We start from the raw sequence: 23,546 nt of genomic DNA, 5'->3' as shown, positions 1-23,546 counted from the left end.
TGATGGCAGGGAAGCCAGCGGCGCAGGCAGGAAAGACGCGCCTTGCCGAAGCAGCAGTGGCTTCGAAGTCGTCGCGGATCGTGCCGCAGACCACCGGTAACGGCACTTCTGACAAGGGACGGGCGACTCTCCGACCGATTGAACCTCAACGCGGCGGCCGCAGCATCGGGACGAGCGTCGGCGACGAACCGGCCTGGATCGCGCCGAGCGGTTCGAAGCCGTAGCGTCGGTAGAACGGAATGTTGCGCGGGTTCGAGGATTCCAAATAGGCTGGCGCGTGATCGCGATCGCACCGTGCGAGTGCGTACGCCATCAAGGCGTCGCCGTGACCTTCGCCTTGATGCGCTGGGTCGACGCCGATCAGGGGCAGGTACCAATGGGGTTCGGTCGGGTGGTACGTGGCCATCTGCTCGAATATGGCCGTGGTTTCGGGGGCAAGAGAGCGCGCAACTGTGCTCTCGAGCACCGCACCAAGCCCCTCCTCGTCAGAATGCACCCCGGGCGATAGCCACAGCGCCGCCCCGGCGTAGCCGTCGGTGCAAAAGGCGGTCCCGTTGGCGAATGCGCTGCTCCCGAACGCCCGGATCATTCGCGGCATGGCCGCAAGGTACTGGTGTGCATGCGGCCAGGTCCATCGCGCCATGGGATCCGCTGCAAACGCCAGCATGACCGTTTCGATCGCCAGATCTTCCTCGGCCGCGGCCATAACTCTCACCGTTGGCGATTTCACACTGCCCTCCTGACGCAGGTGGTCCGACGAGACGCCCGTTCTCAGCTACACATCGTAACCCGGATGGCGTGGAAGCGATACCGGTTGCTGCCGGCTCAGCGGTTCCGGATTCGCTTCGGTCCATTCTGGCCACAAACGACAGTCGGCTTTGAGGGAACAATGACCAGAAGCGGCTGTTAGGGGGACAAAGCTGGAGCGGAGGTAGTTGTGATCCACCATGTCTCGGTAGGGACGAATGATGTCGGGCGTTCGAAGCGCTTCTACGATGCCTACTCCGCAAAGTAGCCGCCAAGGAGGCGCCCATGCCGACCCTTCCCTACGCAATTCTCGAAGCCCCCTCTACGCTGGGCCTCGCGACCGACGGTGTGGAGCACTTGCCCGACCAGCTCTTGAGCCTCGGTCTCGCGGAGCGCATCCATGCGCGCCGCGCCGAGCGGCTGACGGTGCTTCCGAAGGACCCTACGCCTGATCCCGAGACCGGCACCCTGAATGCCAGTGCAATTGCGGAGTGGTCGCCCAAGCTCGCCGACGCGGTGGAAGCGGTGCTTGACGCCGGCGAATTTCCGGTAGTACTCGGCGGCGATTGCACGATCGTGCTGGGCTCGATGCTCGCGTTTCGACGGCGCGGCAGCTACGGCCTGTTCTTTATCGACGGCAACGCCGATTTTTTCCAGCCCGAGGCGGAGCCCAATGGTGAGGGCGCCTCAATGGACCTTGCCCTGGTCACCGGCCACGGCCCGTCGAAACTGGCTGACATTGAAGGTCGCGGTCCTCTGGTCCCTCCCAAAAACGCTGTCGCGTTCGCGTTTCGCGATCATAAGGACCAGGAGGAGTACGGAAGCCAACCGCTCCCCAAAGAGCTCAAGGCGATTGACCTTCCCGCCGTGCGCGCGATGGGCGTCGAGGCCGCCGCGCGCGAAGCGGTTCACCACCTGACGCGAGAGGAGCTGGATGGCTTCTTCATCCATCTCGACGCCGATTGCCTCGACGAGGTCGTCATGCCGGCTGTAGATTTCCGCATGCCCGGCGGGTTGTCGTGGGACGAGCTGGGGACCGCGCTTCGGGTTGCCTTGGCAAGCGGCAAGGCAGTCGGCATCGAGATTACCACCTACAATCCGCGCCTTGATGAAGACGGCAGCGCCGGACGCGGCCTGGCCGACGTACTAGCCGCAGCGCTCGGAACAGCAGCACCCTCCGTTGCCCAGGGGCGGCCGTTCGATAAATTTGCCCTGTAGGAGACTTTCCGCAACCGGCCCTGTTGCAGACCAGCGCCATCCGACGATGAGTGGCTCGGTTTGGCCCGAAGCGACCGCCCCCGAGGGTCGAACTTCGGCTGTCCACACAACTTATGCCAGCAACAGTCCGCCGTCCACATGCATGACCTGCCCTGTAATATGGCGTGCTCCGGGTGACAGAAGGAAGGCGACCAATTCGGCCACGTCGATCGGCTCCCCGAGCCGGCCGTTCGGTGTAACCGCACGTGCGCTTTCCATCGCTGCTGATGTCGTGGCGGCATGGCCGCCGCTGTCCTTGCGCGTGAAGCCGGGTGCCACGCAGTTTACCGTCACACCTTCAGGCGCGAGTTGGGCGGCAAGCGATTTGGCCAGAGCCTCCAGCGCAGCCTTGGCGGCACCGGATGCGGGAAAATGCATGCCATTCGTCCCGAAGCCGTGGGCGACGAACGAACTGACGGCGACCACTCGCCCCTGCGTGGATGTTCTCAGGTCCGGCAGAGCGGCGTCGACCAGCCGGAAAAAGGCCATCGGCATCATGTCGAACGCTGTCTGCAGGTCTTCGTCCGTCAGTTGACCGAACGACGATCGCTGCGCGCGGCCGGCATTCGAAACGATCTGGTCGAGCCCGCCGAAGGCTGCACGCGCCGCCCGTACGAGATGTCCGGGAACGGTCGGATCGGACAGGTCTCCGAGGTCCGTGACAACCTCGGCACCTTTTGCGCTCACCTCCTCCGCGACCGTCCTCAGTCCCTCCGCATTGGCGCCCGTGTGCAGGAAAAGCCGCATGCCGGGCGTCGCGATGCGCCGCGCGATTGCGGCGCCGATTCCGCTGCCAGCACCGGTAATGAGAATTCTTGGTGCGTCTGTCATGGCATCCTCATGAAAATGCGCGCAAAAGCAGAACAAGAGCTGAAGCCGCCGACACGATGAGGACGATGGCCTTCACATGCCCTCGGTCGACGAGCCGTCGTCCCCAGCCCGACAGCAGAAAGCCGAGAAAGGCGAAGGGGAGCATGGTCGCGGCAAGAAGGAGATCGGAGAGGCCGAAACTGCCGACGACGAAAAGGGCTCCGATCGAGATGATGCCGCCGACGACGAAGAAGGCGTTCAGGGTCGCACGCATGCGTGCGCCGCCGGCATTTTGATAAACCATGGCCATGGGCGGAGCCCCGATCGAGGTCAGGGTGCCCATGAAACCGGAAAGAACCCCGGCGAGGAAGAGCGAACTGCGCGTCGTTTCGATCCTCAGCCCCGCAAGGCTGAGCGCCACCGCAAAGAGCACGCCGAAGCCGAAGACGGCCGCAAAGGCATCCGGGCTTAGCAATTGCAGGCAGAACGCGGCCGCCCCTGCCGCCAGCAGGCGCCCGGTCAGGGAGAAGGCCAGATCCTGCCGGTTGACGTCGCTCCATTCCCGAACCGTACCACCGGCACTCACGGCTATGGCCATAGCCAGCATCGGTCCAGGCACGAAGGCGGGATCGATGATGGCGAGCATCGGCGCTGCGAGCATGTTGAATCCGAAACCGGTGGAACCCTGAACCGCACCGGCAAGGATGAGCGCGACGGCCGCGGCTATCCCCTGGGGGCTGAGCAACAATTCCATCATCAGTGCCGATTCCAGCAGGCGGCTAAATGATCGTCGGTCTTGCGCAGGAGCTGCGGAGCCTCTTCGCGGCACCGGTCCGTCGCAAGCGAACAGCGCGGATGGAAGCGGCAGCCGGTCGGCGGATTGGCGATATCGACGGACTCGCCCGGAGGCACGATGCGTCGCCGCGCGCGCTGGAGCTTCGGATTGGCAACCGGAACCGCAGACAGCAATGCCTCTGTATAGGGATGGATCGGCCGCTCGTAGATGGCGTCGCGCGGCGCGACCTCGACGATCCTCCCCGCATACATGATCGCCACCCGGTGAGAGATGTGCCGCACGATGGCGAGGTCGTGGGCAATAAAGAGATAGGATATTCCCAGATCGCGCTGCAGGTCCTGCATGAGGTTGACGACCTGAGCCCGCACCGAGACGTCGAGGGCGGAGACAGGCTCGTCCGCCACGATGAGCGCGGGCTTCAGCGCCAGGGCTCTGGCGATGCCGATCCGCTGGCGCTGTCCGCCGGAAAAGCTGTGCGGATAGCGGTCCGCGGCATCGCTGGGCAGTCCCACGCGCTCCAGCAATTCGGCAACAGCGGCACGCGCTTCCTCTGCGGAACCCGCGAGGCCGTGGACGATAAGCGGTTCGGCGACGATGCTCGAGACCTTCATGCGCGGATTGAGCGACGTATAGGGGTCCTGCAGGACGATCTGCATGCGCGCCCGCAGGCGTCGCAGCGGCTCGCCGCCGAGATGGGTAATGTCCTCGCCGCCGAAGACGATCCTGCCTTGCGCAGCGGGAATGCGGCGGAGCACCGCGCGGCCGACGGTCGTCTTGCCGGAGCCGGACTCGCCGACAAGACCGAGCGTTTCACCCGGCGCCAGGTCGAAGCTCACATCACTGACGGCATTGACGCTCCGGCGTTTGCGGAAAAGTCCGCCGGACGAGAGTTCGTAATCGATGGCGAGGCCGGAAACCGACAGCACGGGGGCGACCGTCATACTGCCTCCCTCCATGCCTGTTCGCCGGCCTTGCGGCAGGCCACTGTGCCCGCACCCATCGCACCGAGAACTTGAGGCACCCGGCAACCCTCGTCGCCGATCGGACAGCGAGGCAGGAAAGCGCAGCCGGAAGGCGGCTGCAACAGCCCCGGCGGAGCTCCGTCTATCGCCGTCAGCCGTTCCTCGTCGTCATCGAGCCCTGGGGTCGAGCGCATCAGACCCTGCGTATAGGGATGCGATGGATTCTCGAAAATGGCATCCACCGGACCGGTTTCGACGATCTGCCCCGCATACATGACGGCGACGCGGTGACAGAGGCCTGCGACGATGCCGAGATCGTGGGTGATCAGAACGATCGCCAGCCGCATCTTCTCCTGCAACTCCGCCAGAAGCTCCAGAATCTGGGCCTGGATCGTCACGTCCAGGGCCGTTGTCGGCTCGTCGGCGATTAGAAGCTTGGGCTCGCAGGCAATGCCCATGGCAATCATGACGCGCTGTCGCATGCCGCCGGAAAACTCGTGCGGATACTGATCGAGCCTCCGCTCCGCCCCGGAGATACCGACCGCCGAAAGCAGTTCCGCCGCCCGTTGCCGCGCCGCCCGCCTGCTGAATCCCATGTGAACCTCTATCACCTCGGCGATTTGCGCTCCCACCGTCATCAGCGGATTGAGCGACGTCATCGGGTTCTGAAAGATCATCGTGATCTCCCTGCCCCAGATATCGCGTGCAGCCTTGGCGACATCGAACCCGGCGAGCGGCTTTCCCTCCCAGAGGATCTCACCGTCCGAGATGCGCCCCGGCACATCGATCAGGCCCATTACCGCCTGTGCCGTCACGCTCTTGCCGGACCCGGATTCGCCGACGATGCCGAGCGTTTCGCCCGGTGCGACGGTCAGGGATACCCCGCGCAGGGCCTGGACGGTGCCGGCGCGCGTATCGAAACAGACATGCAGGTTGTCGATCTCGAGCAGAGGCATGGTCATGCATCCACCGTCCGTCGCCCGCGCCGCCGCCTGACCGCCTCGGCGCGCGCAAAGCGTTTCTCCCGTTCCTCGGGGTCGGTCGTTACCCGCAACCAGTTGGCGAAGAGATTGATGGACAGCACCGTGACGACGATCGCAAGGCCCGGAAAGGTCACGAGCCACCACGCGATGAACAGGTAGTCCCGTCCCGAGGCGACGTCGAGCCCCCATGACGTCGCCGGAGGCTGAACGCCGAAGCCGAGAAACGACACCGCTGCTTCCGCCAGCACGATATTGGTGAACTCCAGGATCGCCAGCGTCAGCAGCGGCGAGACGATGTTCGGCAGGATATGCCTGAAGATGACCCGTGCAGGACGACAGCCGATCACTTCGGCTGCTTCGACGTAAGGGGTCTGACGGGTTGACGAGACGATGCCACGCACGAGCCGGGCATAGACCATCCAGTTCGTCACCGACAGGACCGCAACAAGCGTCCAGACGCCGGGCCCCAGAACCGCGACGACGAGGAGGATGAGAAGGATGCCGGGGAAGCTGACCTGAATGTCGACCAGACGCATCAAGATCGAGTCCGTGCGCCCTCCCATGAAGCCTGCCCAAAGGCCGATGACCGTCCCCAGTGTCGCCGCCAGAAGGCAGGTGACGGCGCCGATCGTCAGCGTCGCCCTCGCACCCCAGATGATGCGGGACAGGACGTCGCGGCCGAGATTGTCGGTTCCGAGCAAGTGTTCCCAGGTGCCGCGCTCCATCCAGACCGGCGGCTTCAGCCGTGCCATGATCGACTGTGCGGCCGGATCGTAAGGTGCGATAAGCGGAGCGAACAGAGCCAGGAAAACGATGAGCAGGATGAAGGCAAGCCCGATGGCAGCGGCCTTGTCGTGCCAGAGTTCCGATATGCCCGCGCGCGGCACGCTCGTGCTGACAGGAGTGGATGAAGCGGCGGAAGCAGGAGCGGCCATCAGTTCAATTCCATTCTCGGATCCACCGCCTTCGACAGGATGTCGAGCACGATCCCGATCAAGACGATCAGGAAAGCGATGACGAAGACGATGGCCTGCATCAGAAACAGGTCGCCCCGCTGGATCGCCTGCACGGCCGTCAGGCCAAGCCCCGGCCACGCGAACACCGTTTCGACTACAACCGTATAGCCGGAAAGAGTGGCGATCAGTTCCCATCCGGAGATAGAGAGAAAGGGAACCAGGATGTTGCGTAAGGTATGGACGCGCAGAATGCGCGTTAGTCCGAGGCCCTTTGCCCTCGCCGTCTTGACATAGGGCTTGTTGAGTTCGTCGATCATTGACGCGCGCACCATCATCGTGAAGCGCGCAAGCGGCGTCAGTGCGAGCGTAAGGGCCGGAAGAACAAGGTGCGCGGCCGTGCCCATGCCGGAGGTCGGCAGCCATCTCAGCGTCACCGCAAAGATCATGATGGCGACGAGACCAAGCCAGAATTGCGGCATCGCGAGGCCGAGAAGACCGACCGACATGGTCAGCCGATCGACCAGTCCGCCCGGACGCAGAGCCGAAACGGCGCCCATCGGTATCGAAAGCATGACGGCGGCTCCAAGACCCGCCGCGATCAACAGCAGCGTGTTAGGCAAGCGCTCGAACACGACTTCAATCGCAGGACGCCGCTGCCAGAGGCTGTTTCCGAAGTCCAGAGTGGCGATGTCTGCGACGAAACGCAGGAACTGCGTAGCGATCGGCTGGTCCAGGCCGATCTGCTGGGCAAAGGCAGCCCTTTGCGCCTCCGTCGAGCTCAGCGGAAGCATCAGCGCAACCGGATCGCCCACCAGCCGGGTCACGACGAAGACGGTCGCTGTCACCCCGAAGACGACGAGCACCCCCTGGAACAGGCGGCGGAGGATGAATTCCAGCATATGAGACATTCCTGTTGTCGGGGCGACTCTTGCCGCAGAACTGGTCCGCGGCAAGGGTCAAGCCACCTGCGGGCGACGCTATTCGGTGACCTTCATCTCGCTCACCATCAACTTCGCGTCGACACGCGGCTGCCATTCCATGCGTTCCGACATTCCGTAGATGTCCTGGAGATTGAACAGCGGCACCGTGTAGTTCAGGTCGTGCCCCTTTTTCTGGATATCGTCATACAGCGCCTTGCGTTTTGCGGTATCCGTTTCGACGCGTGCCGCTTCGATCATGGTGGCCATCTCGGCATCCGAGTTCGATGCCGCTGCACCGTCCTTGTGGTAGATGAAGGACATTTCCCGGTCGGCATCGAGCAGTTCGTTGGAATTGGCGATGAAGATCGCGTCGGGACGCGGCCCGTCGCCCATCAGGCTGTCGAGATACTGCGAGAATTCCTGGATGTCGGTCGTGACGTTCAGCCCGGTCTCGGCCCAGTAACCCGCGACCGCCTCGATCTGCTCACGGTCCTTCAGCCAGCGGCCGGATTCGCCGACGATCACGAGGGGTTTGCCCTCGGCCCCTGCCTCCTTGATCAGAGCCCGCGCCTTCTCGATGTCATAAGGATAGTGCTCCAGCTTCTCGTTGAAGCCGAAGGCGGCCGGATTGATGTGCGACCCCTTGGCGATCGTCGCATAGCCCATGAAAAGGCCCTCGACCATGGCCTTGCGGTCGATTGCGAGGTTGAGCGCCTCGCGCACCTTCGGGTCCTTTGTAACTTCATTGTCCGTACCCAGGACGAAGACAGACGTCTCGAGACCGGGAACGGCAGCGAACTTCGGCACATTCGTCGTGAACTCCGGCAGGAGGTTTGTGATCACGTCGAATTCGCCGGAAAGCAGGCCGGAAAGGCGTGTGCCCGGCTCCGTCACGAAGCGGTAGGTGACGTCGTCGATCCCAGGTTCCCCGCCCCAGTAGTCCGCGTTTGCGACGAGCTTCAGGTCCGTCCCGCGGTTCCAGCTGTCGAACTTGTACGGACCGGTTCCGACCGGCGCACCGGCAAGATCGCCGTCCTTGGCATAGCCAGGCGCGATCATCTTCATCCAGTACATGCGCGAAGGGAGGATCGGATCCGGACCTGTGGTCATGAGGTTGACTGTCAGGTCATCGACCTTTTCGGCCGCCTTGATCGTACCGAAATACGCCATCTGCTCGGAATTGTTGGCAGGATCGATGACCCGCGAGACGGATGCAACCACGGCATCGGCATTGAAAGGTTCGCCATTGTGGAACTTGACGCCGTCCCGCAATTTGAACTGCCAGGTCGTGGCGTCGATCTGCTTCGGAGGCTGCGCGGCCAGACCCGGCACGAGTTCGCCGGTCGGCGTCCTTGCCATCAGCGTCTCATAGATGTTGTCGTTGACCTGGCGCTCGCCGCCGTCATCCCTAAGCTGCGGATCGAGCGTCGAAGGCTCCGACCCGATGGCGATGGTGATGGATTGTGCCCATGCTGGCGAACAGGCAAGTGTGGACGCGAGTAACATCAGGGCACCCGCAGACAGTCTCTGTATCTTCCTCATTCACGTTCCCCTTTTTTTGTTTCAGGTCTCAATGGCTTCAGCCGGCAGTTTCCTTTCCCGTATCCCGGTGTCGCCGCTCATGCGGGCTTTTGCGAGCGACGACAGGGGTACGGGCCGCAACGGCCAACGGCAAGCGCCCATTTCGGCAAAGCTCGCCGGAGCGGCTGCGGGGCGCAGTTCGGACATCAGTGAAAGCGTCCATTCTGTGCAGAAGCGTCCCTGGCAGGCACCCATGCCGAACCGTCCGTTGAGGCGCAATTCTCGTGCCGAAACAGCGTCCGGCCCTGACATTTGCGCCTTCAGATGGCCGATTGTCCGGTTCTCGCAACGACAGATCACCGTTTCGTCCGGACAATCGCCAAGGATTGGCGCATCGTGGACGGGCGCGAAAAGGCGGGAGAGGCTGGTCTGCAGAGAGCGCAGGCGTCGAATCCCGCTCCGGCCACTGCGCGGAGCGCGCCCTGCCAGCCGGGCCGCAGCCTCGCGGCCCGCTTCGGCTCCATCCGCCTCGGCGGCGTGCGCGCCGAGCACTTCACGAACGTCTCCGGCCCTAAGGATGACGAGGCCTGCCGCCGCATCATTGGTCGGCAGGCCGAAATCGTTCGGACGCAGCCCGTCATGGAGACCGATGCGGTCTACCTCGATCCGCTCCTCCCGCCCATTTGACGCGAGGAGGCATGCGGTGAGCATATCGCCGGATCGGGTGATCTCAGTCAGACGCGTGCCGCGGCGCCACACGACGCGGCGGAGCAGGACAGGCACCATCAAGGCAGCCATGTCCGCAAGGATGGACGGATGAGCCAGCAGACGGACAGCAGCCAGGGGCCGCGAAGCAGGATCTCCCTCCTCGATGACGGCCACCGGCGGATTGCCGGCTGCCGTCATTTGTGCGGCCAAAGCGAGCAGCAGCGGGCCGCTTCCCGCAAGCAGGATGCGTCCCCCCGGCACGCGGCCCTCCTTCAGCATCACCTGGAGACCGCCTGCTGCAGCGACGCCAGGCAAATGCCAGCCCGGACGCGGTCTTACCCGCTCCACGGCCCCGCAGCTTAAAATCAAGGCGCGCGGCCGGCATACTTCGACCTTGCCGGCTGCCCGGTCTTCGATCAGCACGGCGCCTGTGCTGTCGATGCCGACGAATGCCCGGCGGGTCCGAACATCCACGCTCGAGGCGGAAAGCTCCGCAGACAGGGCCTGCCAGCGGCCCCTAAGCGACGGTAAGACGGCAATGGGGGCCACGCCTTCGGCCGGCTGGCGATGGATGGCGCCGCCGAGCGCATGTCTCTGCTCGCAAAGCATCACCGAGAGCCCCGATTTCGCAGCTTCGATCGCCGCCGAAACGCCGGCCGGTCCCCCGCCGACGACCATGACGTCAGCCTCTCGCATCGTCATCCTCCAGCGCCATCACGACCATACCGTCATAGACCGGTTCGAGGCAGGCCTCAGTTGCGCGCCCATCCACGCGGACGAGGCAACACTGACAGGCACCGATGCCGCAGAAATACCGGGTTTGTGACCCGGCGGGATCCTTTCCGAATCCATGAATGTTCGAACCGGCAAGGGCGGCTGCAATGCTTTCGCCTGCTCGGAACGGCACCTCGGCGCCCCGCCAGAAGAAAATCCCGACGGTGGTCATGCCGCGATGCTCCTACCGGCGAACCGCCCCGGATCGAACGGCGAAACATCGACCTCCGGCTCCTCCCCCCGGACAAGATCCGCAACGATCCGGCCGGTCAGCGGCCCAAGACAGATACCGTCCCCTTCAAACCCGGCTGCGACGAAGAGATTGTCGACGCCAGGCATCCTGCCGACCATCGGCAGGCCGTCGCATATGGCAGTGCGGATGCCGGCAAAGCACCGAAGGATGCGCAAGCGCCCTAGCGCGGGCACCATATCCCCGGCGGAGGCCGCCAGGTGAGCAACCGCTTCGATATCATTTTCAGGGATGGTGCGGCCCTCCTCCCGTGTCGAGCCGATCAGGAACTGGCCGGTATCGAGCGGATCGATGACGACGCCGTATCCCCGGGCATCCACCTGCGTGCCCTGGTGCTTCTTGCTGAGGAGATAGCTGCAGGAGAGAAGCGAACCCGGCAGGCCGGCATTGAGAGCGGGTGCCCGCTCGGTCACCAGTTGCTGCCCCCTGCGTGGACGCGACACATCGGGAAGTCCTATGAGCTTGCCCGCGCCGCCACCTGCGGCGACGACCACCGCCGAGGCTTCGATCACCGCTTCCCCGACACGAACGCCGCTGACCCGGCCGGATCGTCCGTCGTATTCCAGCGCCGCAACGGGGGAATTGCGCTCCACCTTCAACCCTGCGGCGGAAATCAGACGCGAGACTATGCTGTAGCCGATCGCGTGCCCCTCGTCTTCGACTTCCAGCACTGCCACCGTTTTTCGGGAGAGCAGGGCCAATCTGTCTGCAACCATATCCCGGGTGAGCCAACGCACCGGCGCACCGACCTCGGCGAGAGCTTTCGAGTGGTCGGAAAGGACCTCGGCCTCCGCGTCGCTCGTCGCAACGAGGAAGGTGGGCCGCCGGTGGAACAGGCCCTGGAACAATCCCTCCTGCGCGAGTTCGCGATACAGCGCCGCTCCGGCCCGGGCCATGGTCATCATCGGGCCCGGGCGCTTGCTCGCCACCGACACGGCACCATCCGCAGCGCCGGTCGCCCCGCTGGCCGGCGTCGAAGCGTCGAGCAGACGAACGGGCGTACCCGCGAGTGCGAGAAACGACGCGGTAGAGGCGCCGACAATGCCCGCTCCGATAACGATGACTGGTAGTGAAAAATGCTGCTCGCGCACCTGATCCGAACGCCTTGCAAGGAGGTTTCGGGACAGATCGTAGCGCGCCCGGCAAAACCGCGTCGATAAAAGAACAAGGGGACGAGTTATGAAAAAACTTACAACTCGCCGGCTCTGCGCCTTGCGGCCCTGCCCCTGCTCACCGTAACGTCCTCGGCGCGAATGCCCACGAGCCGCAGGAACCGCCACTTGCCCAGCATCAGCCTCTCACTCGTCCAGACGTTCTACCAGCTCGGACGGACCGGCTCCTATTCCGCCGCGGCCAGGGAACTCAATCTCAGCCATCCATCCGTGGCGAACCATATCCGGCGGCTGGAACACCTCCTCGGCGAGCGGCTGGTCGTCGCCGAGCGCGGGGCACGGCGTGTGGGACTGACACCTCGGGGACTTGCGCTTTACGAGCTGATCCGTCCGGAATTCGACATCATGCTGACACGTCTGACGCGACTGATGGAGAGCCAGCGTCCGGTGCTGCGGATCGGCATGCCGCAGGGAATCTTCCATGATCTCTTTCCCCGGGTCGTCCGGAAATTCCATGAAAGCCGCCCTGACGTGGAGCTTGTCGTATACGAGCGCGACACCGCCCTATCGGATCTCGTCCGCAAGGGCAGCCTCGACATATTCATTGCGGAGCGGCACTTTGGCGACTCCGTCGTGATCCAGCAGTTGATCGGCCGTTACAGCCTTTCGCTCGTCTATCCCCGAACCTGGGGACCCGCTCCCGCCGAGGGCAGTATCCCCGAATGGGCCTGCGGCCGTCCTTTCGTTTCGCATGAACCGGGACAGATAATAAGGGACATCGCCACCGGTTTCCTCAGCAGCAAGGGTGCGGTTGTCGAGCCGCTGATCTCGGTGTCGTCAAGCGTCAGCATCAGGCGCTACGTCAGCGAAGGCCTCGGCTTTTCCATCTTGCCGACCTGGTCCGTCGGACCGGACGATGACACGATAACCCGGGTGGAGCTGCTGAGCCTCACGCCTGTTCCCATCTATTTCGGGACGGCGCACTTCCTGAAGGACAACGAGACGGTCCGGGCCTTCTTCAGCCACTGCCAGTTCGAGCTCTCCGGCAGATCCTGATTGCCGTGCTCGCCTCGAAGCGCCTTTCGAATTCCGGCAGGACGTCGAAGAGATCGGCGACGTTTCTAAAAGTTGTACCCTGCACTGCAACTGCTCGTCATGAGAACTCAAGGAGGCGCTTGACCAAATCGATTCCGCGACCTATTAGGAAATGAACGTTTCCTAATAGGTCGATCAGATGAGTTTCGAAAGCATCTCTCCTCGCCCCGTCGGGCGGCCGCGCGAATTCGACATGCACCAGGCTCTGGATGCGGCGATCCGCATATTTTCCGAGAAGGGCTATCACGGGACCTCGATCGCCGAGCTCAAGGCGGAAATGGGACTGACCGCCGGCAGCATATACAAGGCGTTTCGTGACAAGCGTGACGTCTTCGTCGCCGCCTACGACCGCTATAAGCAAATCCGGGCCGATCTTCTGGATGAGGCGCTGTCCTCAGCCTCCACCGGTCGCGAAAAGATCGCCCGCGTCGTCGGTTTCTATGCCATCTCCGCCTGCGGCGAAACCGGCAGGCGTGGATGCCTGGCCATTGGCGCTGCCGTGGAACTGGTTCTGTCGGACGCCGAGATCGCCGAAAAGGTGGCCGGACACAATCGCCATTTCGTCTCCCGGCTCGAAGGTTTCATCCGCGAAGGCCACGAAGACGGTTCAATCCGCCAGAACGTCGATCCTGCGGGGACCGCGCTTGCGCTGTTTTCCTATCTTCAGGGCGTCCGCATCGCCGGCAAAACCGGAGAGCTGGAAAACCAGATGCTCGCTTCCGCCGAAGCCGTCCTGCGCATTCTCGACTGATTGAACCGTCCGCCTCCTGCCTCCCAAGGAACTCTTCAATGACAGCTCCCGTATCCATCGCCCAGACGCAGCATCCGGCCGGGCTTTCTGCCGGCATGACATTTCTGATGGCCGCCGCCTGCGGCCTGATTGCCGCCAACCTTTACTATACCCAGCCGCTCGCCGGCCCGATCGCACTCGACATCGGCCTGCCGGCAGAGGCGACCGGCCTGATCGTTACCCTGACCCAGATCGGCTATGGCATCGGATTGCTGCTGCTCGTGCCGCTGGGCGATCTCCTGGAAAATCGTCGGCTGATCGTGACGATGATCGGACTGGTCACTCTTGCCCTGATCGCGGCCGGTCTCTCGACCACACCCGGGCCTTTCCTCACAGCTTCGCTTGCCATCGGTCTAGGCTCCGTCGCAGTCCAGATGATCGTACCCTTCGCTGCCAACCTTGCTCCGGATGCGGCTCGGGGCCGCGTCGTCGGCAATGTCATGAGCGGGCTGATGGTCGGGATCATGATGGCGCGGCCGATTTCCGGGCTGATCGCCGGCCTCAGCTCCTGGCATGCCGTTTTCTATGTTTCGGCCGTCGTCATGGTCGGGCTGGGCAGCCTGCTGTGGGTGCAGCTGCCGACCCGCCGACCGGCGGCCCGGATGACTTACGGCCAGCTCATCAAGTCGATGGGCAAGCTCCTCGCGACGCAGCCGGTCCTGCAGCGCCGCGCCGCCTATCAGGCCTGTCAGTTCGCTGCGTTCAGCCTCTTCTGGACCGTCACGCCGCTCTATCTTGCCGGCCCGCGCTTCGGGCTTGGTCATAATGGCATTGCGCTTTTTGCCCTGGCCGGTGTCGCGGGCGCAATTGCTTCCCCCATCGCCGGGCGCCTCGCGGATAAGGGCTTGATCCGGCCGGCGACGGCATTCGGCCTTGTCGGTGTAGGAGCCGCTTTCCTGATGACGCAGGTCGCTACCGAAGGGTCCACTGCCGCGCTCACGCTTCTGACGCTGGCGGCGATCCTGCTCGACTTCGGCGTGACCATGACCTTGGTGACTGGGCAGCGCTCGATCTACGAACTCGGCGCGGAGTTGCGCAGCCGGCTCAACGGCCTGTTCATGGCCATATTCTTCACGGGCGGCGCTATCGGCTCTGCCCTGGGCGCCTGGGCATTTGCCTCTGGCGGGTGGTGGCTCGCCTCCATGATCGGGCTTGCGCTGCCCGCTACGGCGTTCGCCATCTTCCTGACCGAGAAAATCGATCAGGAAAGAGCCCTGAAGCACTGATCGAATTCAGATTTTACGGCCACGCCCTGCGCGTCAAGCGCGAACGGCGTGGCCGGATGACGACCGGTCTACTCCTCCACCGGTCCGTAGAGACCGAGCCGGTCGAGCAGCGCCCGCTGACGATCGACACTTTCGACGAGCAGGCCGGTATAGCGATCGACGATCCGGCCGCGGTGATCCGGGTCGGCAACGGCGGCGAGCGCGCCCAGGATTGCCGCAACCCTTTCCGACGTCTGCCGCAGCTCCACCAGGAGTTCCGCCTTGCCACCGACCTCGGCGACCAGCCGCTTCGTTACGCGGCCGATGCCGGTGGGCGTGCGGCTGCCGGCCGATACGTAGCCCTCGGGCAGATCCCCCTTGAGATTGGTGACCGACTTGAAGCGGATGACATCGAAGATCTGGTCCACCGCCTGTTTCGCGCCGGTCACGCGCGAAGGATGATCCGTGTCGGCTGCCGCGTGAGGCAGGAGTTCCAGCCGGCCCTTATGGCGTTCCTCGAGTGCCAGGTAAGGAAGCATCGGCCCGCTGAGCTTGCCGGTTGCGACGTCCTTGAAGAGGTCGGCATCGATCGCCGCGTGCGCGATCTTGCCTGTCGACAGCGCCTCGTCAAGCGCGGCGGTATCGACCACCTCGCCCCGGTCGTAGTTGACCAGCACGGCGCCATCCTTCATAGCGCCGAGCACCTTCTGATCGACGGTCCCGGCGTTGGAATAGAGACCGGTCACCGGATCCAGGCGTCCGAGACCGATATGGATGGAGAGCACGTCGGCGCCGGTTGCCGCGGCTACGGCACTTTCGGCATATTCGAAGCCCTCTGTCTCGATCCAGTGCTTGTGGTGGTGGCGGGCGTAGATCGCGACATGCATACCGAAGGCCTTGGCGAGCTTGGCGACTTCACGGCCGATATTGCCGTAGCCGAGAATGGCGATCCTGCGGCCCTCGAGCTTGGCGGTCGGGAAATCCTTGAGCTGACGGCCGGTATCGAAGTCGCCCTCTGCGACCATCCGGTGCAGCGTGTCTACCGGCAGGTCTGGAACGACCTTCAGTATCGCCTTCATCGCCATCTGGGCGGTCGCGCGGCTGTTTATGCCCGGCGTGTTCATCAGCGGCGCCTGGCCGCCCTCGCCATTGCCGCCGCCCCAGGAGGCCGAGCCCATGTTGCCGGTGCCGGCGCCAATGCGCACGCCGCCGAGCGGGAATACGGAAGCTTTCGGAATGAAGGTCGCCGCCGCAATCAGCGCGTCGTACTGGCCCTTGTCGGTCTGCGGCAGAATTTCCGCCTCGGTGCTCAGGTCCGGCTGGTAGAAGAAGTGGACGCGGCCCTTCTCCAGGGCAGACCGGTCGCCGATCGGTCCCAAGTGGAACACGCCGCCCTTTTCCTCGATATATGCCTTCACCTCGCCGTGATCCGGCCGGCCATCGGCACCGAAGCGCAGTCCGACCAGGTCGGCGATGAGCACGGTGTAGGCACGGTCGGGATCGTCCTTGCGGACGGCCTGGCCGGCTTTGGCAGGGGCTTCGAACGTGACGCCCTTCTTCGCCAGTTCCTCTTCGAGGACGACGATCTTGGCGCGCAGATAGGCGTATTGCAGGTTCTCCAGCAGTGCGACGACGTCGTCTGGCTCGCGGATGCCGCCGACCCAGGCGCGATAGTCCCCGGGTGTGCCGGGGAAGGCATTGACATAGCGGGCCGCGTCGAGGCCGGGCTCGTATTCGCCATTCGGATGGGTGATGCCCTCATAGCCGAGCAGCTGCTTCGAACGTGCAATGATGCGGGCGTGGATGTCTGTATCTGTGATGTCTTCGTCGACCACCTTCAGGAGCGTCACTGCCGCACCGCGGCGCTCCGGATCGGCAACGGTCAGCTTCAGGAGCGGATGCGTCTCCACCCACTCGTCGATCACCTTGCGATTGGCGGCGGAGCGCCGGTTGAGCTCGACAACGGAGCCGACGCGCGCCTCGGACTGCAAGAGACCGAAGGTGGTCTCGGCGAACGCGAGCGCGCTGTAAGTATTTATGACGCCGCCGAGCATGCGGTCTTCGGCGGCATCATAGAACGGGCCGGCGTCGACAGAGCGCTTGGCCGAAAATGGCTGCCTCGGGTCGACCGGCGGCGCGATCTTCAGCTGGCGCGGGATAGCCCAGGCAGGGTCTTGCTGGTTCTTCTCGATCAACGTCAGGGCATGCGGCGTGAAGGAGGCGACGAAATAACCGGAGACCCCGCCGATCGCCTTCTGGAAGGGCATGAACAGGCAGCACTTCGCCATCACGGCGCTGACCAGTTCCGGCTCCCACGGCATGGCGCCGAGCATCGAGGTGGCATCGAAAACCGCATGCCGGTTGGCCGGATCACCGTCGATCCACTTCAACAGTTCGCAGATTTCCCCGCTGGTATAGGCATTGGCGCCGGTCGTCTCGTGGCCGACGCCGACGAAGATCGACACGCCGTGGGCGGAAAGCTCTTCTGCCGTCGGAATCACGCCTTCGGAGGCTGCGAAATGAATTCGGCTCTCGCAGCCCTTCTCGGCGAACCGCTGCATTTCGACGAGCTGGGTCGCCCAGGACTGGCGGAAGAAGCCCGCGGCTCTCGAAGGATCGCTCTCTGGCCGCGGCGTATCGACATAGACGCGTTGGGAGGCGTCGTTGGCGTTCATCAGGTGCTGGACGCAGACAGTGAAACCGCTGTGGCCGCCGCCGAGACCCACTGCCATACGGTTCGCCTTCGGAAAACCGAAATAGCGATGGATCGCCCGCATCATGTCGGTCAAAATCTTGTCGGCCGGATAGCCGCGATGCATGCTGCGGGAGATTTCCGCCGTGGTAAAGCCGCCGATATCATTGCCGCTGTCGTCGAACTTGCGATAGGTCTTCTCGATCCAGGCGTCGAAGGCGATCCGCCGCAAGCGGCTGTCCACCTCATCGGTGGTCGCGTCAGTGATCGGGCCGACGCCGAAGAAAGGATTGGACGGCAGCTTCGGCGCGCCATTCCTCGTCAGTTCGAGTGCCTTCAATCGCTGTTCCTGCATCTGCGCGCTGTTCGTCATGATCTGCCATCCGTTGTCGAGGCCTGAGGATGCGCGATAGTGGATCGAATGGAGCATAAACAAGACCTCATCTGCGCCGATCAGCACGCGGAATGCGTCATGCCCGTGCTCGGGAGGACTCCGTACTGTTATTCGTAGGCTGCGGTGATGGCTCGAGCCGCGGCCGCGATGACGGCAGCACGTTCGGCCTGACCGGCGCGAGACTCTGCAACGAACGCGGCCACGGCAATGCGCCTCCCGTCTGGCGCCGTCAGAATACCGACATCATTGGTCACACCATTGATGCCGCCACGGGTTTGGCTCGTGCCTGTCTTGTGCCCGATATCCCATTCTGGAGGGATGCCGGCGCGCAGGCGATCGGGAAAGGTGGTCGTTTGGCTCATGACCGTCAAAAGGAATTCCGTCGAGCCCGCAGTCAGGAGGCTGCCTGACGCAAGGCTGTACAGGAAAGCAGCCATGCCGCGGGGCGTCGCGGTGTCGCGCGGGTCCTTGATGTAGGCCTCGAAGGCGGTTTGGCGGGCTTCCGCGGGGACTTCCCTGCGCGCCTGCTCCAGCCTCTGCGGAAAGACGAACTCTGGCTGCCACGTCAACCCATCGGTCTCAGTTTGAAGCTCGCGCTCGGTTCGGTCGATTCGGACGCCCGTCAGTCCCGCCTTTTCGAGGAAGGCCTGTATCGCCTTCGTCCCACCCAGGCGTGCGATCAACACGTCCGTAGCCGCACTGTCACTTGCGACGACCGCCCGGCGCACAAGATCCCGAACACTCGTCTCAAAGGAGCCATGCCTGGCGACGATATCGGCGATGGGCTGGATGTTCACGCTCAGGTCTTCGCGCCTGATGGTGATTTGGTCGTCCAACCGGATACGCTGCTCGTCGACCGCCTGCATGACGGCTGCAGCGACGACCAATTTCATGACACTCTGCAGAGAGAAGCGTTGAGCGCCGTTCACACAAACAGGCGACTTAGGCTGGTCCTGCACGCAAATGCCGACGCGGCCGGGATGCGCGTCGGCGAGTTTCTCGAGCTCCAGACGGAGGCGGTCCGTTTGGGTGATCTCGCCTGCGAATATTCGAGAAGAAAAGAGGTTTATGAGAATTGCGACCGCAGCGGTCATATAGATGTTTCTTGGCATGCTCTCACCAATCAAAGGATGTGCTTCGAGCAAGTTGTTGCCATAGGACGCAAACTGAGCCAAATGATAGAATCTCAGCGTAACCTGAATGAGATTCACTTTATGAACTGGTGCAAGGTCGACCTTAACCTCTTGAAGGTGCTGGCGGTCATGTTGGAAGAGCGGAGCGTTGCCCGCTGCGCCGATCGTCTTTTTGTCTCTCCCTCTGCAGTCAGCCATGCACTCGCCCGGCTGAGAACAATGTTCTCGGATCCTCTCTTTGTACGCAGCGGCGGGGCGATGTTGCCTACAATTCGCGCGCAGAGCCTGGAACGCTCGCTTTCGCTCCTGAGTACGGTTTTGAACGCCGAGCTCGAAAAGACGCGAGGGAGCCAATGCACCACGGCGTTCCATCCGGCCGAGTCGGTGAGAGATGTTAAGATCGTTTCACCCGGGGCATTGGAGCTTACGCTGGTGCCGGCCGTTATAGCCATATTGCACGAGCAAGCTCCCAACTGGACACTGACAGTGGAGCCGTTTGAACGGCGCAGCTATGAATCAGATCTCGCGACCGGTCGCGTCGACTTCGTGTTTTCCATCGGTGGAACCACGCCTGTCGGAGCATTGGTGGACGGAATCACCTTGTGGGAGGACGAACTCGTTGTCCTCGCCGGTCCGCGTTCGGATCTCTACGATTGTGCCGATCGAATTTCGACCGAGCTTTTTCTAGCCCATCGGCACGTTTATCCGCTTCCGTGGCCAATTTCCCAGAACTACCTTGATGTGGAGTTGGCGCGGCGCGGGCAGCACCGCAACATTGCCGTCTCGCTACCGAGCTATGCCGCACTTGGCCATCTGCTGGAAACCACCGACCTGGTTTCGTCGCTGCCGGACCGTTCCGCCCGCGCGCTGATGCGCAGCCATGCTGACCTAAAACTGCTTCGCCTTGAACCAGCGCGACGATCGGAGCTCTCGCTCCTCTGGGGGATCGCGGCTGCTCAAGAACCGGCGATCGCGTGGGTACGGGACATCATTCAACGTGCCGCGGGCGAGCTAGAGAGCTTCCCGGACAAACGCGTTGCCGGTGACCGGCGCCCCAGCCGGCCGACCGTCGCTTAGGCCTATTCGATAGGCCTGTCGTTTCATCGGGTTTGCATCCGAGTCTGCGCATTCGTTGAAGACCCAACGAGGGCCGAAGCGTCTTCCGCGCTTGCACTCAAAGGCGAGATCTCGAAAAGAGTGGCAGCGCCGCACCCTCCGTCGACGCCGCCACTTCTGTGCAGGAACTCCGTCTGCATTCTGCAGGAGCTATTGCTGTCCGCCGCCCGAGGGAGCTGGCGTCGCCGTGCCGCCTGAAGGCGCCGATGTTTCTCCACCAGACGGTGCCTGAGGCGCTTCGACGTTCGGCACGTTCACGTCGACATCGGTATTCCCGCCGCCTCCGCCGCCGTTGAACAGGTCGCCGCCGAACAGGAACAAGGCTCCGACGATCAGCAGAACCACGATCACTGCGACGGCCCAACCAGCACCGTTGCCTCCGGTATTCACAACTGTTGGTCCTCTATCAGCCATGTTGTTTCTCCTTGTCGTACTTTCCTTCATCGAAACCATCACAAAAGATTTAAGTTCCCTGAAGCTAGGTAAAAGAAGAAGACGGCGACAACAGTTCCGACAAGGAATCGGTGATCGCGTTCGCCTCGGAGCCAACAGTCGGATGGCGCAGGTTTGTCGCGAGATATCTACTTAAAGACACCTTCGCAGGTGCATTGAGTCAGCAATGTCTCCGAGAAACCAGTGTGATCCTCATATATCGACGGGAAATGGCAGTAGTATATATCGGACCTTAGTCCCATGGACCCTGACAAAAGTCTTACGGCAGTTGCCGAAGATTTTACCCGACACATATCCCGATGAACGCCATGGCGGATCTCGTCACCTGCTATTGCGTTTGAGGCTCCGGAACTAGTCATGTCGTCCTTGAAGGCAGTTCCGGGGCCTCATGGTCCCCTAAGGAGGCGACAATGGCCGGCAGACTGCCGAGAAAAGCTTCGTAAACTCAGCTCAGCGGCTCGGCATCGCACACCGTAATTGCCACTCTGCCTTCCACCCCCCACGCTTTCACCAGCTCAATCAACCCGGCTGCGTTGGGTCAGGTTTTCTGCAGCGAGATCGGCTGCTTCACCGTTGCCAGATCAGGGCCGCGGACGACCCGATACCGCGCTTCAATAAGGTTATAGATGCCGAAAGCAGCAATACCGGCAGCCACGGCGATGTACAGGATCGAGCCGAACGGCAGTTGTCGAAGCCACTCCAGGGCATCGCTCATGCTGCCAGCCTGTTCCGGGTCAACCCGGAATCCGGCATACGCGAACAGGATGCCGATAATCACGAAGACAGCGCCACGCGCGACGAGGCCGTAAATGCAGATTGAGGTAAGGACGCGGTTCCGGTCGGGAATGCGGACATATCGCTCGAACTTTCGTGTGAGGCCTTTGTACGCGGTGACGACCCCACCGACGACGAAGCCGATCCCGACCGCGATCGCCAGGTACGAGCCGAACGGCTTCGACAGAATCCATTCCGCCAGCCCTTTCTCGCCAGATTCCTGGTTTCCACCCGCAAGAAATAGTGCATGTCCGAGGGAGTAGCCGGCCAGCCCAAGGTATACTACGGCGCTGCCGAACAATGCACTGCGCACAGTGAGACCCTTGCGATCGGATCCGTGGCCGTCACTATCCGCAAGGGACTGGGCCAGTCTCCAGGCGACGAACCCGAGCAGGCCGAGCCCGATCAATCCGACCCAGATCCGGCCGAAGGGCTGTCCGAGCAGCGTCAAGAGCGCTGACTTCATTTCGGGCCGACCGCCTGTCACTCCGGAGAAAAGAGCGAGTCCGGCAACGAGAAGGAACACTACACCACGGGCCGTGTAGCCTGCTTTCGCAAGTAGGCCGAAACGAAATCTTGAGGGCATCGTGCTCTCCGGGCTCCAATTTATTTCGTCTACTAACGCACGACCTGCCGGAAGGTTGTCGCGGTTCGACCCAAGCTCTCGGCCGGCACAGACAAGCACCCGTTACAAGATGCTTTCGATGCCCGGGCCTTGCCCGAACAGCCGCTTGTCTTGTGAATTCTAAGGGTGTTGCCGTGCGGCCCTCCCCACTCTCTGTTCCTTGCCATCAATGGCTGAGACATGCCATCAAGTGTGAGACGCAAGCGGCCGCGAAGACCTTTGCAGCTCAACAGACATTGCAAGGCGCACAGCAGAGGTACGCTCGGGCGCACTTTCGTCAGGCAGGCCCACACACTTCAGGAGAACTCATGTTTGACCATGTCAAATTCGGCGTCAGCGACTACGCAGCGAGCAAAGCGTTCTTCCTCAAGGCACTCGAACCACTCGGCGTGGCCGTAGTCTCGGAGGGACTGCAGACGTACGGTGTCGAGCTTAGCCCAAAGGGCAAGGCTTCATTGTGCCTGTACCAAACCGAGGAGAAGCCAGCGCATCTCCACTTGGCGTTCACAGCCGAGAATCGCCAGCAAGTCGAAGCTTTCTATCGCGCGGCTCTCGAGGCGGGTGGCAAAGACAATGGTGCCCCTGGTCTGCGCCCGAACTACCACGCGAACTACTATGCAGCTTTCGTCATTGGTCCGGACGGGCACAATATCGAAGTCGTTTGCCACGAACCTGAGGCCTAATCCTGCCACCGAGAGGCATCGGCAAAAGGCATCGCCTACCTGCGGCCGCCCGCATACCAAACATTGAGCATCGGTTTCCGGCCCGCAATGCCGATACGCTGGATGAATGCCCTGACTCGGTTAGACCCTCGGTCAAACTCTCGAGTGAGGCCCAAAGTAAAAGCTCTTGAACAGATCCGAACCGCAGGCCCGCTCATTGTGCAACTCTTTGCTTTGGCAGGCATCAATGCACCTCAGCGACGGCGTCTAGAACAAGCTTTGCCGGCTTGAGCGATACCGCCTCCACCAATGTTCGTGCCGCGTTGTGGCCGCCGCTCGACAGGCGCCGTGTAGTGATGGCCAAGAACCACAGCGAGACGTCAACGGCGGGCGTTCAAGGCCCAAGCGCGCTCCTTTGGACGGACTTCGAGGCGAACTTCGATCCAACCCCGTAACCCACTGTTACATTCACCGGGAAGGAGGCTCCCTCAAAGCCAAAAGACTGACTGAAGGCGGCGCACCAAAAGTCCGGCGGAAATCATTGCTGAAATGCGCTTGATCGTAAGCGCTCATTTCCATGCGCGTTGACGCGGCCCGTTTGACCGGGGTCGCTGTGCGACGGCTGCATTGGATCAGACAGCGGCTGCTTTGGTGAAGTTGAAGGGCAAGAGATCGGTGATGTCCGTATCTGTTGCGCGCTGTGGCAATTCACTAAGCACGTGGCGCAAGTAGGCCAAGGGCTCGACGCCGCAGGCGCGACAGGTCAGCATGATGCTGTAGACGACAGCACTGGCCCTGGCTCCGTCCACGG

The 23,546-nt window shown here is 62.7% G+C and carries 22 protein-coding genes; 6 read left to right on the top strand and 16 right to left on the bottom strand.

Features of this window, described 5'->3' with window-relative positions; all coding sequences use genetic code 11:
* Window positions 1-145 precede the first annotated feature (145 nt).
* Entirely contained in the window at window positions 146-706 is a 561-nt protein-coding gene (locus ACFHWW_RS16925; protein ID WP_100673333.1) for an N-acetyltransferase, read from the bottom strand.
* A 326-nt stretch (window positions 707-1,032) separates the two neighbouring features.
* Here ACFHWW_RS16925 and ACFHWW_RS16920 point away from each other — a divergent pair, with 326 nt between their 5' ends.
* Window positions 1,033-1,965 carry an arginase family protein gene (locus tag ACFHWW_RS16920; protein WP_379939425.1) on the top strand — a complete coding sequence of 311 codons (933 nt, stop codon included), beginning with the start codon at window positions 1,033-1,035 and terminating at the stop codon, window positions 1,963-1,965.
* A gap of 111 nt (window positions 1,966-2,076) precedes the next feature.
* Here the strand turns inward: ACFHWW_RS16920 and ACFHWW_RS16915 are convergent, their stop codons facing one another.
* From ACFHWW_RS16915 to ACFHWW_RS16870, 10 genes are all read right to left on the bottom strand, one after another.
* A complete protein-coding gene (locus tag ACFHWW_RS16915; protein WP_379939423.1) occupies window positions 2,077-2,835 on the bottom strand; it encodes an SDR family NAD(P)-dependent oxidoreductase in 759 nt (252 codons plus the stop codon).
* A 7-nt stretch (window positions 2,836-2,842) separates the two neighbouring features.
* On the bottom strand, window positions 2,843-3,571 hold the full coding sequence (locus ACFHWW_RS16910) for a sulfite exporter TauE/SafE family protein (protein WP_018096281.1): 729 nt from the start codon (window positions 3,569-3,571) through the stop codon (window positions 2,843-2,845).
* On the bottom strand, window positions 3,571-4,551 hold the full coding sequence (locus ACFHWW_RS16905) for an ABC transporter ATP-binding protein (protein WP_379939421.1): 981 nt from the start codon (window positions 4,549-4,551) through the stop codon (window positions 3,571-3,573). Before ACFHWW_RS16905 ends, ACFHWW_RS16910 begins: the two co-directional genes overlap by 1 nt.
* Entirely contained in the window at window positions 4,548-5,534 is a 987-nt protein-coding gene (locus tag ACFHWW_RS16900; RefSeq protein ID WP_379939419.1) for an ABC transporter ATP-binding protein, read from the bottom strand. The genes ACFHWW_RS16905 and ACFHWW_RS16900 overlap by 4 nt, the downstream gene beginning before the upstream one ends.
* Window positions 5,531-6,490 carry an ABC transporter permease gene (locus ACFHWW_RS16895; RefSeq protein WP_102763322.1) on the bottom strand — a complete coding sequence of 320 codons (960 nt, stop codon included), beginning with the start codon at window positions 6,488-6,490 and terminating at the stop codon, window positions 5,531-5,533. The genes ACFHWW_RS16900 and ACFHWW_RS16895 overlap by 4 nt, the downstream gene beginning before the upstream one ends.
* The gene (locus tag ACFHWW_RS16890; RefSeq protein ID WP_102763321.1) at window positions 6,490-7,410 is read right to left on the bottom strand and encodes an ABC transporter permease; all 921 of its coding nucleotides are present in this window, start codon (window positions 7,408-7,410) and stop codon (window positions 6,490-6,492) included. The genes ACFHWW_RS16895 and ACFHWW_RS16890 overlap by 1 nt, the downstream gene beginning before the upstream one ends.
* A 78-nt stretch (window positions 7,411-7,488) precedes the next feature.
* The gene (locus tag ACFHWW_RS16885) at window positions 7,489-8,973 is read right to left on the bottom strand and encodes an ABC transporter substrate-binding protein (protein ID WP_379939416.1); all 1,485 of its coding nucleotides are present in this window, start codon (window positions 8,971-8,973) and stop codon (window positions 7,489-7,491) included.
* 21 nt (window positions 8,974-8,994) lie between these two features.
* A complete protein-coding gene (locus tag ACFHWW_RS16880; protein WP_379939414.1) occupies window positions 8,995-10,356 on the bottom strand; it encodes an FAD-dependent oxidoreductase in 1,362 nt (453 codons plus the stop codon).
* Window positions 10,343-10,606, bottom strand: coding sequence for a 2Fe-2S iron-sulfur cluster-binding protein (locus ACFHWW_RS16875; RefSeq protein WP_018096288.1), 264 nt, complete (start codon window positions 10,604-10,606; stop codon window positions 10,343-10,345). The genes ACFHWW_RS16880 and ACFHWW_RS16875 overlap by 14 nt, the downstream gene beginning before the upstream one ends.
* Window positions 10,603-11,775 (bottom strand): NAD(P)/FAD-dependent oxidoreductase, encoded by a 1,173-nt coding sequence (locus ACFHWW_RS16870; RefSeq protein ID WP_379939412.1) that lies wholly within the window; start codon window positions 11,773-11,775, stop codon window positions 10,603-10,605. The genes ACFHWW_RS16875 and ACFHWW_RS16870 overlap by 4 nt, the downstream gene beginning before the upstream one ends.
* Before the next feature lie 189 nt (window positions 11,776-11,964).
* On the opposite strand from ACFHWW_RS16870, the gene ACFHWW_RS16865 reads away from it, so the two are divergent.
* The 3 genes from ACFHWW_RS16865 (at window position 11,965) to ACFHWW_RS16855 (ending at window position 14,907) form a co-directional block, all read left to right on the top strand.
* The gene (locus ACFHWW_RS16865) at window positions 11,965-12,852 is read left to right on the top strand and encodes a LysR family transcriptional regulator (RefSeq protein WP_379939410.1); all 888 of its coding nucleotides are present in this window, start codon (window positions 11,965-11,967) and stop codon (window positions 12,850-12,852) included.
* 178 nt (window positions 12,853-13,030) lie between these two features.
* Complete coding sequence (locus ACFHWW_RS16860; RefSeq protein ID WP_379939408.1) at window positions 13,031-13,642, top strand: TetR/AcrR family transcriptional regulator; 612 nt, start codon at window positions 13,031-13,033, stop codon at window positions 13,640-13,642.
* Between the two features lie 38 nt (window positions 13,643-13,680).
* Entirely contained in the window at window positions 13,681-14,907 is a 1,227-nt protein-coding gene (locus tag ACFHWW_RS16855; RefSeq protein ID WP_324765374.1) for an MFS transporter, read from the top strand.
* 68 nt (window positions 14,908-14,975) lie between these two features.
* Here ACFHWW_RS16855 and ACFHWW_RS16850 read toward each other — a convergent pair whose 3' ends face one another.
* Both ACFHWW_RS16850 and bla read right to left on the bottom strand, forming a co-directional pair.
* Window positions 14,976-17,951 (bottom strand): NAD(P)-dependent oxidoreductase, encoded by a 2,976-nt coding sequence (locus ACFHWW_RS16850; protein WP_379939833.1) that lies wholly within the window; start codon window positions 17,949-17,951, stop codon window positions 14,976-14,978.
* Between the two features lie 128 nt (window positions 17,952-18,079).
* Entirely contained in the window at window positions 18,080-19,066 is a 987-nt protein-coding gene (gene bla, locus ACFHWW_RS16845; RefSeq protein ID WP_379939406.1) for a class A beta-lactamase, read from the bottom strand.
* Here bla and ACFHWW_RS16840 point away from each other — a divergent pair.
* Entirely contained in the window at window positions 18,953-20,182 is a 1,230-nt protein-coding gene (locus ACFHWW_RS16840; protein ID WP_379939404.1) for a LysR substrate-binding domain-containing protein, read from the top strand. The genes bla and ACFHWW_RS16840 overlap by 114 nt on opposite strands.
* Before the next feature lie 189 nt (window positions 20,183-20,371).
* On the opposite strand, the gene ACFHWW_RS16835 is transcribed toward ACFHWW_RS16840, so the two are convergent.
* Complete coding sequence (locus ACFHWW_RS16835) at window positions 20,372-20,635, bottom strand: hypothetical protein (protein ID WP_100673320.1); 264 nt, start codon at window positions 20,633-20,635, stop codon at window positions 20,372-20,374.
* A 577-nt stretch (window positions 20,636-21,212) separates the two neighbouring features.
* Window positions 21,213-22,034, bottom strand: coding sequence for a DUF1206 domain-containing protein (locus ACFHWW_RS16830; protein ID WP_338279601.1), 822 nt, complete (start codon window positions 22,032-22,034; stop codon window positions 21,213-21,215).
* 347 nt (window positions 22,035-22,381) lie between these two features.
* On the opposite strand from ACFHWW_RS16830, the gene ACFHWW_RS16825 reads away from it, so the two are divergent.
* On the top strand, window positions 22,382-22,756 hold the full coding sequence (locus tag ACFHWW_RS16825) for a VOC family protein (RefSeq protein WP_379939402.1): 375 nt from the start codon (window positions 22,382-22,384) through the stop codon (window positions 22,754-22,756).
* A 611-nt stretch (window positions 22,757-23,367) separates the two neighbouring features.
* On the opposite strand, the gene ACFHWW_RS16820 is transcribed toward ACFHWW_RS16825, so the two are convergent.
* On the bottom strand, window positions 23,368-23,546 hold a 179-nt coding region (locus ACFHWW_RS16820), incomplete at its 5' end, for a transposase domain-containing protein (protein WP_379939831.1).

This window comes from Sinorhizobium sp. P24N7 (genome assembly GCF_042436655.1).
Classification (GTDB): Bacteria; Pseudomonadota; Alphaproteobacteria; order Rhizobiales; family Rhizobiaceae; genus Sinorhizobium; species Sinorhizobium meliloti_A.
The sequence above is the reverse complement of the archived record's forward strand: the minus strand, read 5'-3'. Positions and strand labels throughout refer to the sequence as shown.

Excerpts from the sequence above, each read along its gene's own strand:
- ACFHWW_RS16925 (WP_100673333.1), bottom strand. The coding sequence starts at position 706 with ATGGCCGCGGCCGAGGAAGATCTGGCGATCGAAACGGTCATGCTGGCG.
- ACFHWW_RS16920 (WP_379939425.1), top strand. The coding sequence starts at position 1,033 with ATGCCGACCCTTCCCTACGCAATTCTCGAAGCCCCCTCTACGCTGGGC.
- ACFHWW_RS16915 (WP_379939423.1), bottom strand. The coding sequence starts at position 2,835 with ATGACAGACGCACCAAGAATTCTCATTACCGGTGCTGGCAGCGGAATC.
- ACFHWW_RS16910 (WP_018096281.1), bottom strand. The coding sequence starts at position 3,571 with ATGATGGAATTGTTGCTCAGCCCCCAGGGGATAGCCGCGGCCGTCGCG.
- ACFHWW_RS16905 (WP_379939421.1), bottom strand. The coding sequence starts at position 4,551 with ATGACGGTCGCCCCCGTGCTGTCGGTTTCCGGCCTCGCCATCGATTAC.
- ACFHWW_RS16900 (WP_379939419.1), bottom strand. The coding sequence starts at position 5,534 with ATGACCATGCCTCTGCTCGAGATCGACAACCTGCATGTCTGTTTCGAT.
- ACFHWW_RS16895 (WP_102763322.1), bottom strand. The coding sequence starts at position 6,490 with ATGGCCGCTCCTGCTTCCGCCGCTTCATCCACTCCTGTCAGCACGAGC.
- ACFHWW_RS16890 (WP_102763321.1), bottom strand. The coding sequence starts at position 7,410 with ATGCTGGAATTCATCCTCCGCCGCCTGTTCCAGGGGGTGCTCGTCGTC.
- ACFHWW_RS16885 (WP_379939416.1), bottom strand. The coding sequence starts at position 8,973 with ATGAGGAAGATACAGAGACTGTCTGCGGGTGCCCTGATGTTACTCGCG.
- ACFHWW_RS16880 (WP_379939414.1), bottom strand. The coding sequence starts at position 10,356 with ATGCGAGAGGCTGACGTCATGGTCGTCGGCGGGGGACCGGCCGGCGTT.
- ACFHWW_RS16875 (WP_018096288.1), bottom strand. The coding sequence starts at position 10,606 with ATGACCACCGTCGGGATTTTCTTCTGGCGGGGCGCCGAGGTGCCGTTC.
- ACFHWW_RS16860 (WP_379939408.1), top strand. The coding sequence starts at position 13,031 with ATGAGTTTCGAAAGCATCTCTCCTCGCCCCGTCGGGCGGCCGCGCGAA.
- ACFHWW_RS16855 (WP_324765374.1), top strand. The coding sequence starts at position 13,681 with ATGACAGCTCCCGTATCCATCGCCCAGACGCAGCATCCGGCCGGGCTT.
- ACFHWW_RS16850 (WP_379939833.1), bottom strand. The coding sequence starts at position 17,951 with ATGACGAACAGCGCGCAGATGCAGGAACAGCGATTGAAGGCACTCGAA.
- ACFHWW_RS16840 (WP_379939404.1), top strand. The coding sequence starts at position 18,953 with ATGCGCGTCGGCGAGTTTCTCGAGCTCCAGACGGAGGCGGTCCGTTTG.
- bla (WP_379939406.1), bottom strand. The coding sequence starts at position 19,066 with ATGACCGCTGCGGTCGCAATTCTCATAAACCTCTTTTCTTCTCGAATA.
- ACFHWW_RS16835 (WP_100673320.1), bottom strand. The coding sequence starts at position 20,635 with ATGGCTGATAGAGGACCAACAGTTGTGAATACCGGAGGCAACGGTGCT.
- ACFHWW_RS16830 (WP_338279601.1), bottom strand. The coding sequence starts at position 22,034 with ATGCCCTCAAGATTTCGTTTCGGCCTACTTGCGAAAGCAGGCTACACG.
- ACFHWW_RS16825 (WP_379939402.1), top strand. The coding sequence starts at position 22,382 with ATGTTTGACCATGTCAAATTCGGCGTCAGCGACTACGCAGCGAGCAAA.